The organism is Bacillus paranthracis, assembly GCF_024296885.1.
Classification (GTDB): domain Bacteria; phylum Bacillota; class Bacilli; order Bacillales; family Bacillaceae_G; genus Bacillus_A; species Bacillus_A paranthracis.
The window spans coordinates 2,063,026-2,081,687 of record NZ_CP101135.1 but is presented as its reverse complement, the minus strand read 5'-3'; the positions used below and the strand labels follow the sequence as shown (position 1 = coordinate 2,081,687).

General features: G+C 33.8%; 20 protein-coding genes. 10 read left to right on the top strand and 10 right to left on the bottom strand.

Annotated features, from left to right (window positions below; genetic code table 11):
* Positions 1-87: 87 nt before the first annotated feature.
* The gene (locus NLJ82_RS10610; RefSeq protein ID WP_000499680.1) at positions 88-879 is read left to right on the top strand and encodes a hypothetical protein; all 792 of its coding nucleotides are present in this window, start codon (positions 88-90) and stop codon (positions 877-879) included.
* Positions 880-987: 108 nt separating this feature from the next.
* On the opposite strand, the gene NLJ82_RS10605 is transcribed toward NLJ82_RS10610, so the two are convergent.
* Complete coding sequence (locus NLJ82_RS10605) at positions 988-1,179, bottom strand: DUF3954 domain-containing protein (protein ID WP_000512846.1); 192 nt, start codon at positions 1,177-1,179, stop codon at positions 988-990.
* 84 nt (positions 1,180-1,263) lie between these two features.
* Here NLJ82_RS10605 and NLJ82_RS10600 point away from each other — a divergent pair, with 84 nt between their 5' ends.
* Positions 1,264-1,764 (top strand): YxiF family protein, encoded by a 501-nt coding sequence (locus tag NLJ82_RS10600; protein ID WP_000069081.1) that lies wholly within the window; start codon positions 1,264-1,266, stop codon positions 1,762-1,764.
* A gap of 95 nt (positions 1,765-1,859) precedes the next feature.
* Here the strand turns inward: NLJ82_RS10600 and spoVS are convergent, their stop codons facing one another.
* Positions 1,860-2,135 (bottom strand): stage V sporulation protein SpoVS, encoded by a 276-nt coding sequence (spoVS, locus tag NLJ82_RS10595; protein WP_000427804.1) that lies wholly within the window; start codon positions 2,133-2,135, stop codon positions 1,860-1,862.
* Positions 2,136-2,564: 429 nt separating this feature from the next.
* On the bottom strand, positions 2,565-4,166 hold the full coding sequence (locus tag NLJ82_RS10590) for a lipase family alpha/beta hydrolase (protein WP_001238721.1): 1,602 nt from the start codon (positions 4,164-4,166) through the stop codon (positions 2,565-2,567).
* A 549-nt stretch (positions 4,167-4,715) separates the two neighbouring features.
* On the opposite strand from NLJ82_RS10590, the gene NLJ82_RS10585 reads away from it, so the two are divergent.
* Entirely contained in the window at positions 4,716-5,555 is an 840-nt protein-coding gene (locus tag NLJ82_RS10585; protein WP_000988051.1) for an arylamine N-acetyltransferase family protein, read from the top strand.
* A 95-nt stretch (positions 5,556-5,650) separates the two neighbouring features.
* On the opposite strand, the gene NLJ82_RS10580 is transcribed toward NLJ82_RS10585, so the two are convergent.
* Positions 5,651-5,860, bottom strand: coding sequence for a hypothetical protein (locus NLJ82_RS10580; RefSeq protein ID WP_000830253.1), 210 nt, complete (start codon positions 5,858-5,860; stop codon positions 5,651-5,653).
* A gap of 162 nt (positions 5,861-6,022) precedes the next feature.
* Complete coding sequence (exsG, locus tag NLJ82_RS10575) at positions 6,023-6,175, bottom strand: exosporium protein ExsG (RefSeq protein WP_000395675.1); 153 nt, start codon at positions 6,173-6,175, stop codon at positions 6,023-6,025.
* A gap of 208 nt (positions 6,176-6,383) precedes the next feature.
* Between exsG and NLJ82_RS10570 the strand changes: the two genes are divergently transcribed.
* Positions 6,384-7,379: an excalibur calcium-binding domain-containing protein gene (locus NLJ82_RS10570; RefSeq protein WP_000996473.1), complete on the top strand. Its 996-nt coding sequence runs from the start codon at positions 6,384-6,386 to the stop codon at positions 7,377-7,379.
* A 125-nt stretch (positions 7,380-7,504) separates the two neighbouring features.
* Here NLJ82_RS10570 and NLJ82_RS10565 read toward each other — a convergent pair whose 3' ends face one another.
* Positions 7,505-8,074, bottom strand: a complete 570-nt coding sequence (locus NLJ82_RS10565; protein WP_000456965.1) for a hypothetical protein — start codon at positions 8,072-8,074, stop codon at positions 7,505-7,507.
* 193 nt (positions 8,075-8,267) lie between these two features.
* Between NLJ82_RS10565 and ric the strand changes: the two genes are divergently transcribed.
* The 6 genes from ric to NLJ82_RS10535 all read left to right on the top strand — a co-directional run bounded on the left by ric (position 8,268) and on the right by NLJ82_RS10535 (position 14,583).
* Positions 8,268-8,975: an iron-sulfur cluster repair di-iron protein gene (ric, locus tag NLJ82_RS10560; RefSeq protein ID WP_000401354.1), complete on the top strand. Its 708-nt coding sequence runs from the start codon at positions 8,268-8,270 to the stop codon at positions 8,973-8,975.
* A 208-nt stretch (positions 8,976-9,183) separates the two neighbouring features.
* On the top strand, positions 9,184-11,589 hold the full coding sequence (nirB, locus tag NLJ82_RS10555; RefSeq protein WP_000746898.1) for an NADPH-nitrite reductase large subunit: 2,406 nt from the start codon (positions 9,184-9,186) through the stop codon (positions 11,587-11,589).
* 15 nt (positions 11,590-11,604) lie between these two features.
* A complete protein-coding gene (gene nirD, locus NLJ82_RS10550; protein WP_000616674.1) occupies positions 11,605-11,922 on the top strand; it encodes a nitrite reductase small subunit NirD in 318 nt (105 codons plus the stop codon).
* 63 nt (positions 11,923-11,985) lie between these two features.
* Positions 11,986-13,410 carry a uroporphyrin-III C-methyltransferase gene (locus NLJ82_RS10545; protein WP_001014951.1) on the top strand — a complete coding sequence of 475 codons (1,425 nt, stop codon included), beginning with the start codon at positions 11,986-11,988 and terminating at the stop codon, positions 13,408-13,410.
* Positions 13,407-14,117 carry a sirohydrochlorin chelatase gene (locus tag NLJ82_RS10540; protein ID WP_000676466.1) on the top strand — a complete coding sequence of 237 codons (711 nt, stop codon included), beginning with the start codon at positions 13,407-13,409 and terminating at the stop codon, positions 14,115-14,117. Before NLJ82_RS10545 ends, NLJ82_RS10540 begins: the two co-directional genes overlap by 4 nt.
* A complete protein-coding gene (locus tag NLJ82_RS10535) occupies positions 14,110-14,583 on the top strand; it encodes a precorrin-2 dehydrogenase (protein WP_000282597.1) in 474 nt (157 codons plus the stop codon). Before NLJ82_RS10540 ends, NLJ82_RS10535 begins: the two co-directional genes overlap by 8 nt.
* A 190-nt stretch (positions 14,584-14,773) precedes the next feature.
* Here NLJ82_RS10535 and NLJ82_RS10530 read toward each other — a convergent pair whose 3' ends face one another.
* From NLJ82_RS10530 to narK, 4 genes are all read right to left on the bottom strand, one after another.
* Complete coding sequence (locus NLJ82_RS10530; protein WP_073535995.1) at positions 14,774-15,196, bottom strand: STAS/SEC14 domain-containing protein; 423 nt, start codon at positions 15,194-15,196, stop codon at positions 14,774-14,776.
* Positions 15,197-15,493: 297 nt separating this feature from the next.
* The gene (locus tag NLJ82_RS10525) at positions 15,494-16,411 is read right to left on the bottom strand and encodes an AEC family transporter (protein WP_000497479.1); all 918 of its coding nucleotides are present in this window, start codon (positions 16,409-16,411) and stop codon (positions 15,494-15,496) included.
* A gap of 610 nt (positions 16,412-17,021) precedes the next feature.
* Positions 17,022-17,219, bottom strand: a complete 198-nt coding sequence (locus NLJ82_RS10520) for a PspC domain-containing protein (RefSeq protein ID WP_000737852.1) — start codon at positions 17,217-17,219, stop codon at positions 17,022-17,024.
* Between the two features lie 256 nt (positions 17,220-17,475).
* Positions 17,476-18,645, bottom strand: a complete 1,170-nt coding sequence (narK, locus tag NLJ82_RS10515) for a nitrate transporter NarK (RefSeq protein WP_000841846.1) — start codon at positions 18,643-18,645, stop codon at positions 17,476-17,478.
* Between the last annotated feature and the right edge of the window lie 17 nt (positions 18,646-18,662).

Below are 18,662 nucleotides of genomic sequence, written 5' to 3'. Positions count from 1 at the left end.
TTGTAACACGCCCGCATTTTTTCATCACATATTTTCTTGTCCGCCCATACACTAGGTGGTAGGCATCATCATGAAGGAGGAATAAATATGTTCTATAATAATCAACCGCCTTACCCACAACAACCATTTTACCCCCAGCAACAAGAACAAAGATATACAGAACAATATGAAGAACAAGAGCAACAATATGAACAAAATCCATATGCAGCGCCACAAACTCAAGAACAACAATTTCAACAAAATGCATATGACACACGTCCAAGTTACGAATATCCTCAAAATCCATATGCAGTACCACAAACTCAAGAGCAACAATTTCAACAAAATCCATATGTAGCACCGCAAACTCAAGAACAACAATTTCAACAAAATCCATATGTAGCACCGCAAACTCAAGAACAACAATTTCAACAAAATCCATATGTAGCAGCACAAACTCAAGAACAACAGTTTCAACAAAACCCATACCAAACTCAGCCACAACAAACTCAAGTACAACAACAAATGTATCCACCAAACTACGACGCACGTGTCTCACCACCTAAACCGCCAACATTAGATATTACACAACCACAAATTTTACCGCCTGGACCAACACTGGATATTACACAGCCTCAAATTTTACCACCTGGACCAATTACAGAACCAACGCAACAACAGATTCAACAAGTTGTCGGTACACAGTTCTTACCTTTAAAGAAACCTGTACTAGATTTCGTAAAACCTTGGGTAGATTATGGTTTAAATGAAGCGAAACATACATCACACAAACACGCTTTAACAGAAGTTGCTGCGATTATGTTTTTAGTTGGGAAAGGATTTAATCCGACAATTGCGCATTATATTGTAGAATCTTGGGAGAAGAATGAGCAGTTTTAGTTTCATTCATTTTATGCTATATAAAAAGATAAAAGTGCCACAAATGTCTGCTGTACAAACATTTGTGGCACTTTTTATTTTTCACGTTATATCTTTTCTAAAATAGTATTAAATTAATCTTGTCTTCCGCTCTTCTATCCGAATTACTTTTCCACTTTGATATACAAATGATTGTTCACCAAATCCACTTTTGGGTGGTTCTATTAGCTGAACCTGACCATTTTCAACAATATATATTCCGTTTATTTCTAAATCAATTTCAGCTGTCATTTCAACAAGATTTTCTTTTCTAATTCCCACCAAGATTACTCCCATATGTTATTATTACTTTGTCGAAGTAAGTGGTTTTATTCATCCACTACGTGAGTAAAGGTGTGAAAATTTTTGAGTAATATGAATAAAAGCCGAATTGAAATTCTAAAAATGAAAGCAAAAAGAACTGGTAGTAGAAAAGAACTCGTAGACGAACTTTCTAATATTGTTACAGTTTCTATGGACTCATTTATGGATCCAAAATCTAATGATTTATTTTGTAAAGACTTATTTAACACGCTAACACAAACTTCAAACATAAAAAACTTTGGTAGCACTAATTATGAAGAAAACAGAAGACTATCAATAGTACTGTTAAAAGAAACAGCTAAAACCATTAAATTTCCAGTTGATCAAGGGAGGCTCTTTTTCTCTAAGGGTGGTAAAATTGAAGCAGTTAAACTGAACATTGGTGAAGTATTTGAGAATTTAGAAGAGTTATCAACCATATCAAAATTTCTAACTGGATATGCAGATTTTGTATTAGTTGGGGATGATTTAGAATTCGGGATCGTTATTGAGCGCACTGAATATCACTACGAATTCAGTATGTGGGGCGTATCCACAATATGAAATACGAAAATACAAAAGACCACTTCAAAATGAGAGTGGTCTTTTTATTACTTTATCTATCAACCTTTTCAAATGATTCATATCAACACTTTCTTTTAAGACCTTTTCTTCCTAGGACCTATAATCAATTTAATCGCCGTTCTTTCTTGATCATTAATAGTAACCTCTTGAAATGCTGGAACAAAGGCTAAGTCAATACCACCTGGAGCAACAAATCCTCTTGCGATTGCAATTGCTTTAATCGCTTGGTTTAATGAACCCGCTCCAATCGCTTGAATTTCTACATTTCCACTTGTTCTTAGTACACCTGCAATTGCGCCTGCGACTGAATTGGGGCTTGATTTTGAAGATACTTTTAATATATTTTCCATGTAAGTTGCTCCCTCTATTATTTAATTACTCTTTTGTTACCGTATAAAATATTTCAACGTATCTTTAACTACTATTCACACCAAAAGCAAACAATACTACATATGTACATTCATTCGATACTTTTTCTCTTCTTCCTGCCGTGCTACGTAAATAAAGGTCAACGACTCCAAACCTTATATATACAAATATTTAAAAGATATAAATTCACTTAAACAATCACATCATTGTAACTGAAGATACTCGTTTTACTTTTGCAGGTGCAATTACAATTTAAAAAGCATTCCTGCTACATTTCAAGAATTCGCTACCAAATACTTAACCTTTGTGCCTTCAAAAATTCCCTTTGTACCTTTTTGTTAATCTAATAAACATGAAAAAGCACCGAACTTTACTACTACAAAAGTTCGGTGCTTTTTTCTCATTCTTTCTTATTTCTCCACATAAACCGACTTAACGATTGTACGATTATATGGTTGTCCTTCTTTATTCATCCCTTTTATATCCATCGTAACGTTATATACTCCTGGTTGCTTTATGTCCTTCAAAGCACCAGTAAATGTATTGTTATTCACATTTTGTAATTCATTATATTCAGAGACTAGTTTCCCTTCTTTATTCACGACTCTTACTGTTATGGAAAGATTTCCTTTCATTTCAGGTGCCACAGGTGATTTTTTCAGTTTATACTCAGATTTATTTGCTTTTACTTTTGTAGGCATTTGAAGAACAAATGGTGCGCTATTCTTGTAATCGCTTACAACTAAATATGCATCTTTCGACTGCTTCGCCATCATTTTAACTTTCCATTCTCCTACATCCATTTTATCAAATTTAAATGTTTTAATTGTCGCGCCACCAAAGAAAGATTCATCTTCACCAGTAGTTATAACACTATCCTTATTTGTATACACTTTTCCTTTTGGTGATATCATTTGTACTTCTACATCCGACGAAGCAGTTAATATAGAAACAATTCCTTCTGCCTTTTTATCAACCGCAACAGTTTGCTCTATCCACTGATTTTGTGGCAATTCCCCTCCTAAAATGCTTTGATTTGAAGTTGTATTTAATTGTTCTATATTTTCATTTGAACTAGTGCTGGATGCTACTAAAGCTGGAACCGGTACATTTGCTGTACGTAAATACGGTTCAATTCGTGAGAACACAGCAGATCCTTTTCGTATATTATCATGATCAAATCTAGAATCTGTAAATAAATGCGTTCCATACGGCAGCTTAGCACTCCACTCATTTACTAGTCCATCATTTGAACCGTATGATGACAAATATAATCCACCCATTGATAACGCCGAAAATACAGGGCCCCAGCTAGTCCCAGTAACTGTATAATAACGGTTTAATTTAGCTGCTGGATTATTATCAATCGTTGAACGAAATTTTGCCATTTCGCCCATTTGTAATGAATACGTACCATCATCTTTTTGACCTAATATAGAAGCAAGCCATCCTGCCCACCAACTATATGATAAATCCGCTAAGTTTGATCCATGATGTGGCGTCGCAAGTGTAATAACATTTCCGACAAATCGATTTGCCCCATATTCTACTAATGCAGCTTGTGTATCGATACCACCTTTACTATGTGCTACAATATTAACTTTTTTACCGAAATGATTATATATTTCTTCTAATTTTTGTGCTAACAATTCTCCGTTATCCCACTGACTAGCTGACCCTTTCCCAGCAGCATCATATAATTGTATAAATACTGTTTGATAGCCTGCTTTCAAAGCATAGTCATACATATCATTCATATCGTGATATACTGTCTTTCCATACCAACTATCAGCATTCCCATTCCTTCCTTGCACAAAGAGAATTGGAGGCTTACTTTCATCATAATTAGCAGGTTTTTGACCTAAAAACCATTCTCCAGGTGTAAAGACTTCTTGATCTGGAAAGCCTGTTTTAAGCTCTTTTACAACTTCTGCTCGCACATTTGTGCTAATCATTGGAACCATGATAAAAAATACAATTAGTAAGGCAACACATCTTCTCATCAATCGCATGTTACTCCCCCCACATTTTTTGAAAGAAGGCGCTCGTTGTAATATTTTTTATCTTCTCTCTTAATACTAGATAATCTTTGTACTTAAACAAGACCCTGTCCCTATTCTTAAGAGATTACTAGTCCCCCTTCTTCCTTAACACACGTTATTCTCTTTGTTTCTATCTCTTCCTTTTGAGTGAATGCTACAAAAAAGTTTCTCAACAATTGTTAACTTTACTGAATCTAATATCCCCCAATTATTATTGTTTATATAAAGCATACAAATCTTGAAAAAACTTTAGTAAAAAAACACTTTATTACCAGCTAGTTATAAAAAAAGTTAATGAATATATGTGCTTTTATTTAATTAAATACAAACTAAACAAAATAGAGGCTAATATTGTAAGACTTTCCTATCATTAAATATTAAACTGAATTTTATGAATAGATACTAATATTTCCAGAAACATATATTATGATAATTTTCGCAGACTTGAATTAAACTTTTAGAAGTACTAACCTATTGGTGAGCAGAAGAAAATTCTGTAAAAAGAAAGGAGAATGCTTTATGATGACCGATTTACAAAAGGAGTTTTTTAAACGATTAAAAATTCCTGCAAAAGAAATAACATTTGATGATTTAGATGCAATTCTCTTAAAAATGGGATTGATTCTCCCCTATGAAAATCTCGATATTATGGCTGGTACTATTAAAAACATCTCAAAAAATAACTTAATAGAAAAGTTACTTATTCAAAAACGAGGCGGTCTTTGTTATGAATTAAACTCCTTATTGTATTACTTTTTAATGGATTGTGGATTTCAAGTATATAAAGTAGCTGGTACTGTTTATGACCTTTATGATAATAAATGGAAACCCGATGATGGTCATGTCATTATCATATTACATCATAATAATAAAGATTATGTTATAGACGCCGGTTTTGCCTCTCATCTACCTTTACATCCAGTCCCTTTTAACGGAAAAGTCATCTCTTCTCAAACGGGTGAATATCGAATTCGCAAACGAATTACCCGAAAAGGTACACACATTTTAGAAATGAGAAAAGGAGCTAACGGGGAATCTACAAATTTCTTGCAATCTGAACCTTCAGATGAATGGAAAATAGGCTATGCCTTCACTTTAAATCCAATAGATGAGAAAAAGGTTAATAATATCCAGAAAATCATTGTAGAACATAAAGAATCTCCTTTTAATAAAGGAGCTATCACTTGTAAATTAACTAATTATGGTCACATATCATTAACAAATAAAAATTATACAGAAACCTTTAAAGGCACCAAAAATAAACGTCCAATAGAATTAAAAGATTATGCTCGCATTCTTCGTGAATCTTTTGGAATAACGCAAGTGAAATATGTAGGAAAAACACTAGAAAGAGGTTAGTTGACTAAAAGTATTTCATAATAAAGCAGATTCCATATTTAGAATCTGCTTTATTTTATATTTTGTTATAAAGAAATTTGTTTTGCTCTTATCCTTTAATTTTCAATGATATACTCATCATCATATTTATCGTATTGGAGCCCTGACCCTATTTTTGATTCCGTAACTTGATCTCTTAAAAACGGTGCAGCTTCCATCTTGCTAGTTGCAATTTCAATTCCATATTTCTTCGTTAAATGGGCTAATTCTATTAAAAACCACTCTCTTCGCAATGTAACTGGAATATCAAATGTCCTTCTTTTCATATATAATAGCACCTCTTTAATTTTCATAACTTAAAAAACATTATAGTATATGCATGTCCATTTTAAATGTGCTATTAATAAAATATAATTTTAGTTTACATAAAATTATTATGTAATAGTAGAAAGAGGCTTGTCCTCCTCTTTCTACTGCAGAGATTTAAATTAAGAACATCTTGGTACACCGAAAGCTAAGAATAAACCTGCTACTCCCGCTGTAATCGGTACTTTCAAAGTAATTACATCGTCTACCTTCGTTACTAGAAAGTAAGCATTACCTTCTTGTAACACACAATTCACTAACAATTGAAATTCCATTCAAATCTCCTCCTTTCAATCGATATACTATACTTTATGAATTCTCTTTAAAAACGTAATAGGAAATATATCTATTTTTCCTTATATACAAAATAAATGTTTATAAGTCTATTAAAAATATTAATTTTCTAAATTTATATAAATTGTGTAATATCCAGTAAGTTCCTATATAATCAATAATGAAAATCTTACAAATGGAGGTATAAAAATGGCAATTTTGAGTAATATTGGTGCAGCTTTATTTTTTATTGCTTTTATTCTTTTAATCTTATGTATTATTTCATTTTTCAAGAAAAATGGAAAAGCAACACAGTATGGTCGTCCTACTGTTATTCTTTTTATGATTTCGATTATATTGATGGTAACTGGCTCAACAAATTCAGAACATCCAGTCATCGAATTTTTTACTATTTTAAGTTTCATTTTATTTATTTTCTTCCTTGTACTAGCAATCTTATCTGTAATTAAAAAGACAGGTGTAGCAAAAAAACAATTTATTATCACTGCTATTTTATTTGTTATTTTTGGTGCGTTATCAAGTATTTCAAATCCTACTTCTGAAAAAACGACAGCAACTAGTAAAAAAGTTGCTTCTAACACTACAGAACAAAAAGATAGCGACAAAAAAGAACTAGAAAAAAAAGAAGCAGACGAAAAAGCTCAAAAGCAAGAAGATGAGAAGCGTCAAGCCGAGGAACAAGCTCGTAAGCAAGAGGATGAAAAACGCCAGGCTGATGAACAAGCTCGTAAACAACAAGAAGAACAAAAACGTCTTGCTGATGAACAAACTCGCAAACAACAAGAGGAACAAAAACGCCAGGCTGATGAACAAGCTCGTAAACAACAAGAAGAACAAAAACGCCAGGCTGATGAACAAGCTCGTAAACAACAAGAGGAACAAAAACGCCAGGCTGATGAACAGGCTCGTAAACAACAAGAAGAACAAAAACGCCAGGCTGATGAACAGGCTCGTAAACAACAAGAAGAACAAAAACGCCAGGCTGATGAACAAGCTCGTAAACAACAAGAAGAGCAAAAAACACAGCAAACTCAAACACAACCTGCTTCAGGAAATACTAGTAGTGCATATTACAAAAATTGTGCCGCAGTTAGAGCTGCTGGGAAAGCTCCCCTATATAAAGGACAACCAGGTTATGCCTCACATCTTGATCGTGATGGCGATGGAGTCGCATGTGAAAAATAGCAATAAAAAAGAAGCTTCTAGTAAGCTTCTTTTTTATTATTACGTATAAGATCTAATTACTCTTCCATTCTTTTAAGCCCTATATCAATTCAAAATGGCATCTTATTTTTTAAATACTTGTACTATTAACCATTAACTGGAGCAATACTCCAATTAATGATTTCAATATTTTTCACCTCCACTTTCCCTTTGACAAGAACATGTGGAATTAAGTGAAACATCCCAAATCTTCTACCCTTTTCATATTTCTCCCTGTAATATTCTTTGGTGCAGGTATTTAATTGCTTTAATTCTCTATATTCATTAAAGTTGATGATTTCTATTTCGCATTCTTTTAATTCTCTATTTGGTCCACCCCAATTGTGCTTTGTGTACTTGTATATTGCCATACACTGACCCTTCAGTGCGCTAATAGGAATTTTATAAAACAATTTATTTGTATGAATGTTTACTCCTATTTCCAATAATACTTTATAAATCTCATAAGGATGCAGTGGTAAAAAATGCACGACATCATTCCATAAACATTCTAGTTTTGGTATTTTACGTGTTAATAAGTTCTCTCTTTGAGTATGATCTTTATATTTTTGTATATACTCACGATATAAATTTGGATATACCCTTTTCAATTCATTTAATGGGATTAAATATTCTCCTTTTAGTTCTTCTGGTACCATATGATAAACATATTCCATAAAAACCTCCTATAAAAGATATACTTCCTATCCCAAAATTCTTCGCCATCTTTTCTATAATGTCCTCTGTTGAAGAATAATCCTATTATTCTCAAATCAGACACATAATAAGTGATTTCAATCACCACGTTGTTTTTCATTTATCGCTATTCTTAATTTAGATATTACATTTAAACTTTATGGAGGCATTCATATGGAACATACATTTACTGAAACTTCTATTGTCGGTGAGATTGTTACACAGTTTCCGAAAGCTAGTGATCTTTTTAAATCCTATAGAATAGATTTTTGTTGTGGCGGTAATAAGCCACTTATTGATGCAATTCATGAAAGAAATTTATCAGCTACTGAAGTAATTACAGAGTTAAATACGCTTTATCATAATACGAAACGATTAAATGAATCTGAAATTGATTGGAAAAATGCTTCTTATCGTGAATTGATTGATTATGTAATTCATAAGCATCATCGTTATTTAAATGAAGAGTTACCACAGTTAAGTCCTTATGTGACGAAAGTATTACGTGTTCATGGAGCAAATCAGCCGCATTTAGCTAAAATTCATAAGCTATTTCATGAACTTAAAATGGAATTAGAACAGCATTTAATTAAAGAAGAAACAGAAGATTTCCCATTAATTTTAGAATTTGAAAAAAATCCAACTGATGAAAACTATGCAAAGTTACGTAAAGTAGTAGATGAACTAGAAAATGAACATAACCACGCTGGCAACATTATTAAAGAGCTTCGTAAAGTTACACATGACTTTACTCCTCCAGAAGGAGCTTGCGGCACTTATCGACTTGTTTACAATCGCCTTGAAGCGTTAGAGTCTGATTTATTTGAGCACATTCATGTAGAAAATAATATTTTATTTCCACGTGCCATTACGAGAGCGTAAATAAAGTGCAGGACATGAGTATACATACTGATGTCCTGCTTTTTCATTTTGCGAAACCTATCCACATCACCCTCACATAAATCAGAATTTTAACAATTTGTGAATCATTATAAAAATGTGATAAATATCACATCTCCCCCTTTCTTGATTTTCTATAATAAAAATATAATCCTTTGTTCAACATTTCACATAAAAAGGGGAAACGAAAATGAAAAAACGTTTAGTTATGATCGGAAATGGTATGGCTGGCATACGTTGTATGGAAGAAATATTAAAACATGATTGTGATTCATATGAGATTACTATTTTTGGAGATGAACCACACCCAAACTATAATCGCATTATGCTCTCTCATGTTTTACAAGGTAAAACAAATATACAAGATATCATTATGAATGAATACAGTTGGTATGAAGAAAACGAAATAACTTTGTATACAAATGAAAGAGTTCAAAGTATTGACCGAGAAGAAAAAGTTATTATTACAGAAAAGAATCGTACTCTTACATATGACAAGCTTATTATTGCAACAGGTTCTAGTGCTTTTATTTTACCGGTTGAAGGTTCCACTCTTCCTGGTGTAACAGGTTTTCGAACTATTGAAGATACACAGTTTATGATGGATACTGCTAAAGAAAAGAAAAAGGCCGTTGTCATTGGTGGTGGATTACTTGGTTTAGAAGCAGCAAGAGGTCTTATTGACTTAGGAATGGACGTACATGTTGTTCATTTAATGCCTAGCTTAATGGAGCAACAACTAGATACGAAAGCAGCTTCTCTACTGCGTGAAGATTTAGAAGCACAAGGCATGAAGTTTTTAATGGAAAAGAAAACTGTAAAAATTCTTGGTACAAACCATGTTGAGGGCATTCAATTTGAAGATGGTGAAGTTGTAGATTGTGATTTAATCGTAATGGCTGTCGGTATCCGACCAAATACGCAAATAGCAAGAGATGCTGGTTTAATTGTCAATCGCGGCATTGTAGTCAATGACTATATGCTAACAAATGATGAGTCCATTTATGCAGTTGGCGAATGTGCAGAACATGACGGTATCGCATATGGACTTGTTGCCCCTCTTTATGAACAAGGTGCAATATTAGCAAAACATATAACAAATTTACAAACTGATGGATATTCGGGCAGTATCGTCGGTACGCAATTAAAAGTTGCTGGTTGTGATTTATTCTCTGCAGGCCAAATTTATGAAGATGATCAAACGAAAGCAATATCCATCTTTAATGAATGCAAACGTTCCTATAAAAAAGTATTAATTCGTGACAATAAAGTCGTTGGTATCGTTTTATATGGTGACACAGCTGATGGTACACGCCTCTTTAGCATGTTAAAGAAAGAAGAAGATATACAAGAATATACACCAGCGTCCATTCTTCACAAAGCTGGTGAAGAAAGTGAACTTGATGTTGCTACAATGAGTGCGGATGACACGATTTGTGGATGTAATGGTGTTACGAAAGGAACAATCGTTCATGCCATTTTAGAACAAGAGTTAACGACTTTTGAAGAAGTTAAAGGCTGTACGAAAGCCGCAGGGTCTTGTGGTAAATGTCGTCCGCTTGTAGAACAAGTTTTATCTCATACACTCGGAGATGCTTTTGATGCCTCAGCCCAGTCTGCTGGTATGTGCGGATGTACACCTTTATCACGTGATGAAGTCGTAGCGGCAATTCATGAAAAAGGCTTAAAATCACCAAAAGAAGTACGAAATGTTCTTGGTTTTGTACATGAAGATGGCTGTTCAAAATGTCGTCCTGCTTTGAACTACTATTTACGTATGGCGATTCCAGAAGAATATGAAGATGATAAAGCCTCCCGTTTCGTTAATGAAAGAATGAATGGTAACATCCAGCACGATGGTACATTCTCTGTTATTCCACGTATGTACGGAGGCGTTACAACAGCAGATGATTTAATGAAAATTGCTGAAGTTGCGAAAAAGTATGATGTTCCACTTGTGAAAATTACCGGTGCAAGTCGAATTGGCTTATACGGTGTTAAGAAACAAGATTTACCTAACGTATGGGCTGACTTAAATATGACTTCTGGATATGCGTATTCAAAATCTCTTCGTAATGTAAAATCATGTGTTGGCTCTCGTTTCTGCCGTTTCGGTACGAAAGATTCATTAGGACTTGGTATGCTCCTTGAACAATCATTAGAAATGGTAGATACACCTCATAAAATGAAGATGGGTGTAACGGGCTGTCCGCGTAACTGTGCGGAAGTACTTACGAAAGATTTTGGCGTTGTTTGTGTCGAAAATGGATACCAACTTTATATTGGTGGAAATGGTGGTACAGAAGTACGTGAAGCTGATTTTGTAATGATTGTCCCTACTGAAGATGATGTTCTTCACATCGCTACAGCTTACATGCAATATTATCGTGAAACTGGTATTTACGGAGAGCGTACTGCCTACTGGACAGAACGATTAGGCTTCGATCACATAAAAGAAATACTGCAAGATGCAAATATGGTCACTAAGTTAAATGAACGTTTCCAAACGGCCCGTGGCACATATAAAGAAGCTTGGGGACAAGCACTAGAAACGAAATCATTAAAAGCGATGTATGAAGTAGAAACTGTGAAATAAGGAGCTGTGATCTATATGATACAAACGAAAGATAAATTAAAAGTTATGCGTGCAGAAGATCTTCCTATTCAAATCGGTAAAGAGGTCCAAATGAAAGGTATGTCTATCGCCCTATTCCGCCTTTCAAATGGCGATATTCGAGCTGTAGAAAATCGTTGTCCTCATAAAAACGGACCATTAGCCGAAGGAATTGTATCTGGTGAATTCGTCTTTTGTCCACTGCATGATTGGAAGATTTCATTACTAACAGGTGAAGTTCAAAAACCTGATGACGGTTGTATTCAAACGTACGAAGTAGAAGTCATTGATGGTGACATTTATATATATATGTAATTTACAAAAGGAAGCCTCCCCCCCTGGCTTCCTTTTAAATAAAACTAGATGAGGTGCAATTATATGAACGGATATGTATATTTAGTTGGTGCAGGACCAGGTGATGAAGGGCTTATTACAAAGAAAGCGATAGAGTGTTTAAAACGTGCAGATATTGTTTTATATGACCGTTTACTAAACCCTTTCTTTCTTAGCTATACAAAACAAACATGTGAACTTATGTATTGCGGAAAAATGCCAAAGAATCATATTATGCGACAAGAAATGATTAACGCACACCTTCTTCAATTTGCAAAAGAGGGAAAAATTGTTGTCCGATTAAAAGGCGGAGATCCATCTATTTTTGGCCGTGTTGGTGAAGAAGCAGAAACTTTAGCAGCAGCAAATATTCCATATGAAATTGTACCAGGCATTACATCTAGCATCGCCGCTAGTAGCTATGCAGGTATCCCCCTTACCCACCGTAACTACAGTAATAGCGTTACTTTACTAACCGGACATGCAAAAGGTCCTTTAACCGATCATGGAAAATATAATTCATCTCACAATAGCGATACGATTGCCTACTACATGGGTATAAAAAACTTACCTACAATTTGCGAAAACTTACGACAAGCAGGAAAGAAAGAAGATACGCCAGTAGCAGTCATTGAATGGGGTACAACTGGTAAACAGCGCGTTGTCACAGGGACACTATCTACCATTGTTTCTATCGTCAAAAATGAAAATATTTCTAACCCTTCTATGACAATTGTTGGTGATGTCGTTTCCTTACGTAATCAAATCGCTTGGAAAGAACGTAAACCATTACATGGTAAAAAAGTTTTATTTACATCCGCAACAAATAAAACAAGTGTAATGAAGCAAAGGTTACAAGAAGCTGGTGCAGAAATATATCAAATTCCAACTTTCAAAAAGGAAGAATATACATTAACCCTTGAACAAATCAATGAAATTTTTAACGTTGATCGCCTTGTTTTTTGTTCAGCTGAAAGTGTAGAAATTTTGATGCAATCATGTAGTAAGTACCAGAAAGATATTCGTTCCTTACAGGCAGAGCTGCAACACATGAACGTTGCCACTCAAGAAAAACTTATGCAATATGGCCTACTAAGTAAAGAAGCAAAGTTCTCTTCCGATACAACTGTTTATTTAGGCAGAAATATTAATCGGATTGCATTTATTCAAGAGAAAATTGGTGCCGGCTCCTATATGATGACTCATAAGTATACAATTGATCATCGTTTCGATGAAGTCCATTCTCGTATGCTTTCAGAATTCTTATGGGATAGCATTGTATTTGAAGGACGCGCTTCTATTGATACGTTTCTAGCAGAAGTAAAACGTCTTGGCTTTATTGATATTGTTACTCTCCCATTCTCGTATACCGACGTTCCAACTTTACACTATGCAAATAAAGTCGGGTTTCATAACGTAGATCATCAATTACAAGAAACTCTTATGAAGAAAGATATGGTAAGACAATGAAAGGAATTGTATATGTTGGACACGGGAGCCGGTTACAAGAAGGGAACGAACAATTCATTCACTTTATTCAATCTGTTATGAAAGAACGTAACGAAAGCATTCAAAAAATAGCTTTTCTAGAACTAACGACACCTACCATTTCGGATGCAGTTACAGAAACGATACTAGAGGGAGCAACTGAAATAATGATTGTACCTGTTTTATTATTTGCAGCAGCTCACTATAAATGTGATATTCCTTTTGAGATAGAACAAATGCAAAAGCAATATCCACATATAACATTTTCAGTTGTACCACCTTTTAGTACGCATCCGCATATGGTTGAACTTGTAGTGAAAAGAATACGTGAAGCTATGCCAATGCAAAATAGTAGTATTTTACTCGTAGGAAGAGGTAGTAGTGACCCCCAGCCCATACATGAGTTACAGCAAATTGGAGTAGCTGTCGAACAAAAACTCAGTATACCAGTATCGTGCTCCTTTTTAACGAAAGGAACGCCCTCTTTTACTGCTGAGCTAAAGACAATAACATCAACTGCATCCCATGTATATGTCATGCCCTACCTTCTCTTTACCGGATTATTGCTTCAAAAAATTAAGTTGTATACAAAAAAATACGATCACGTGACGACTTGTAATTGCCTACAGTTTGATACATATATGAAATTAACATTGTTAGAACGAATGGAGGAATGCATATATGTATAACATGTACCCCCTTATGTTTAATCTGCAAAATAAAGTGGTCGTTATCATTGGTGGAGGTAAAATTGCATATCGAAAAGCGTCTGGATTAAAAAATACAGGCGCTTTCGTCACCGTTATCAGCCCAGAAATTTGCGAGGAGATGAAGGAACTTCCTTTTATTACTTGGAAGCAAAAAACTTTTAGTAATGATGATATTAAAGATGCTCACCTTATTTATGCAGCTACAAATCAACATGCTGTAAATATGATGGTCAAGCAGGCCGCCCACGATTTTCAGTGGGTTAACGTTGTAAGTGATGGTACAGAATCATCTTTTCACACACCTGGCGTCATTCGACATGATGAATATGTTGTCACTATTTCAACTTCAGGTAAAGATCCATCGTTTACGAAGCGTTTGAAGCAAGAACTAACATCTATATTGCCTAAACTTATAAAAAAGATTTCTCGTACACATAAATTGTAGTCTATTTCTTAGTTAAAATCGTAATTACCTTTGGACAAACGTTTGTTAGGGGACGTTTGTTCTTTTTGTTGTAGTTCCGTTCTTTTATTCCATAAGCAATCTACGAAGAAAATGAATGGTGTTTGCAACTTGTAAGCAAGTAAATTTCATGACAAGTGCAACATTACGAGCAACTCTTTCTATTCAGTTTTTATATTGGATATTCATTCAACCAATTTAGCGCTTGTTCATAATCGTCAAAAAACTCTACGGATTCTTTTGTATTGGATTGTTGCAAATACTTCAGTATCTCTCCTTCTTCAAGAAGAAATGCAATTGCCTTGCTATGATTCAAAATAGTTTCATTGAAGAACTTCTCTTTCCATACTTTTTGAACAGAAAAATGATTTGGCGTGTATCCTTTTCTATCCACCAACAATTTGTATTTCCGCCCCTCAGAAATAAATTGCTGACAAACCTGCTCAAAGCCATTAAACCATTCATACACATCCTCTGTTTTAATCTGGCCAATTAGATGGGTAACAATCAAATCTCCTGAAATAGTTGTACTAATATTCTGTTTACTCATTTTAGAATCATCTCCCTTAAATACAATTATGAGGAAAAACCTCATAAAATCAATAAAGATAAAATTCTTACTTGACACTCCCGCCCCATCGCTATCATCCTAAGCTCATGTAATCTTAATTATAAGCGAGATTGCGTCTTTTTTCGCAAGTCTATATGTAAATGCTTTAAAGATTTGTATACGAAATAAACCTTAATGAGTTTCCTTTTTTGAATTAAGCCGCTTAATTCTCAGACACGATACAATTGTAAACGACACCTAATATATGAAAGACTGCTTTTTCTCATATCGATTCCCTTCCATCACTCGCCACCTCAAATCTATTCGTTTTTGCATGTAAATTCAAAACAAAATATATGACAAATAAATAACGACAGTTACTGTAACAATACTAAAAAGTGTTGAAAATAAAACGATTTGCGCATGTAGTTCAGGCTCTATTTGATACTCCATAGCAATGGTTGCTGTATTTCTTGAAGTAGAAAAAGAACTTGCAATAAATAATGATTGTGCAACAATACCATCAATGTTTAGTAGGTAGATCATGGTAAGTGCTACTAATGGTCCCATCAGTAACCTTCCAATTAAAGCCCATGTTATGACTCGATGGAAAAATTTAAGCTTAATGTTGGATAATTGCGCCCCTAGCAATATGAGTGCTATTGCAACAAAACCATTCGCAAGCTGATTAAGAGGTAGCAAGATAGAATTAGGTAATTGAATTGTAAAAGATTGAAAGAGAATCCCTAATACGAGCGCATGAAATACAGGCAGTCTTAGAAATGATTGAATAATACCTCCGATTGTTTTTGTTGCTGATAGTAAGTTATATATTCCATATGAATAGGTTAAAAGATTCTGGAAAATAACAATGAAAATCTGAATGGAAACCCCCACTGGATTGTGACTAAAAATCAATTGACTTACTGGTAATCCATAATTACCGGAATTCATTAACGAAATGCTATTTTTTAGAGCTGCACTTTCTCCTTTTTCTAACTTTAATATTTTTGAAATAAAATGACTTACTATGATCAGACTTAGACTGTAAAGCATTAAATAGTATATTATCTGGAGCAACAAATCTATTTCTATACGAATATCATATATATTCACAAATACAGCCGCAGGCATCAAGCAATACGTAATAAGTGTAGATAGTTGCTTTAAGTCAAATTGAAACTTTCTTTGTAAGATTGCACCAATTAGCATCAATATTAATATCGGTAATATTACGTCTAATATAATAAATACAAACATGTAAAACCTCATTCTAAATATATTTTAGTTGGATTAAACGCTTTACTACCTATGGATCACATTTAATTCATCGGAAAACACCATTAGTTCTCAATAATCAGAAAAAACACTTACTTCATTCCCCTCCCCTCTCTTTTCTTTAACATAACAAATATGAGCCATAAAGAAAATTATGGATTATTTATAGAAATTTATAATTTTATCTTATCGAACTGAACTGTATTCTTTAGTTTAAGTATACTTTTTCACAATACTCATTAGCCTTATCAAAAAGCTGGTTCTAATAAAATATGAAGTTTTTTCTTGTTATAGATACCGTCATATGTTTTTTAAAATTCCGAGGAATTTCAATTTTTATATTTCTTGATATAGATTGATAGATATTTTTTAGAAAGGAGTGACTATTAATCGATTCATTAGCGATCAATAGTCATATCGTTTAATTCAAAAGTTATTGTTTTCATTCTCGATATATTCCGAATGTTTTATGAGGATGTTTCGTTTATTCATTTCAGTCTTATAACAATCGTACTGTTTCTTTTACTTTGTAAACTTTCAATAGACAAAAAACTGAGTTCTCGATTGTAGAATTAGATTTAAGGTCATACATTTATCCCTTAATTTCTTTATCTGTAGGCAAAACAATTGCAGCTATTATATAAATTAACACTGTAAATCCGCTAGTAAAAAAGGCTGATAATGCAGTTACTATGCGAAGGATACTAACATCAATTCCATACTTGTCACTTAAGCCACCTAACACACCTGATACTTGTTTATCTTGAGTGGACTTATATAACTTTTTCATCTAAACACCCCAATCCAATTAAATATTTGCTTTCTAAAAATTAGTTTAATCTTTATGCTTGAACTAACCTGCCCTTTAATTGAATAACATCTGATATTTATATTTTAACATAAAATCCCATTACTCTTCTGTTTTTCATTTTAAAACCACATTATTTCAGGAAACAAACGTTCGTTAAGATATCAATAGAAAACATGTTGAAGCCTATTACTAAAAGAACCATCCCAAAATACTTTGGGACGGTTCTTTTTCCTTATTAATGATTCTTTAACATCACTAAGAGTTTCTCCTGACTATACATCCAGACTGTAATAATTAAACAAGCAAGTGCGACTTCTGATAACGCCATAAATCCTATTGCATAATGACCTGTTAGTTGGAATAGTAATGTTAAAATTAGAGGCGGGAAGAATCCTCCTAGTCCGCCTAAAGCTGAAACGAGTCCGTTTACAATACCAGCTTGTTCAGAGAAATACATTGGAACGAGTTTGAAGATTGTACCATTACCGATACCTGCGCAAAATGCGACAAGTAGGCAACCAAATGTATATACGTTCATGCTAGGCATAAATGATAAAATAATACCTGAAAGTGTTAAACCGATAAATACGAAGATTAATATTTTAAATGGATTAAACTTATCACCGAGCCAACCACCAATCGGACGCATAATTGTTGCGAGTACGATGAATCCGGCTGTACGTATACCTGCATCTACTTTCTCTAATCCGAAATGAGATACTAAAAAGTTTGGTAAATATACTGTAAATGCAACAAATGATCCGAAAGTTAAAAAGTAAAAGATACATAAAAACCAAAGTTTCTCATTTTTATATACACCTTTTATTTGTTCCATTAGTGGTGTATTCACTTTTTTCTCTTTACGATCACCTAATAAAAAGTTCATAAGTGCAAACGCTGCAAGTAAAATTAAATAACATTGTACTGTCGTTCTCCAGCCAACTGAAGTTGCGATAACAGGCGCTAAAAATGAAGTAATTGCTGTTCCAGCGTTACCGACACCGTAAATACCATTTACAAAACCGTGACTCTCTTTTGGAAAGTATTTTGGTAAAGAAGTTACTCCTACAGAGAATACAGCACCACCGATTCCTACAAATAATCCACCAATAATTAAATCCATCATAGAATTGGCAACACTAATATAAAAAACAGGAAATAATAATAGAATAAAACTAATAAAGAATAATTTTCTTGCTCCGAAACGATTGGTCCAATAACCAATTGGAATGCGAAGAACAGAACCTAAAATAACGGGTACTGCTGTTACCATAGAAATTTGTCCCGCAGTTAATGGAATATCCACTTTAATATAGGGCATCAATGATGATAAAATAACCCACACCATAAAACCGATAATTAGATTAGAAGTTTGTAAACTTAATTGAAAATTAGGACTTTTCATCCTGTTCCCTCCTATGT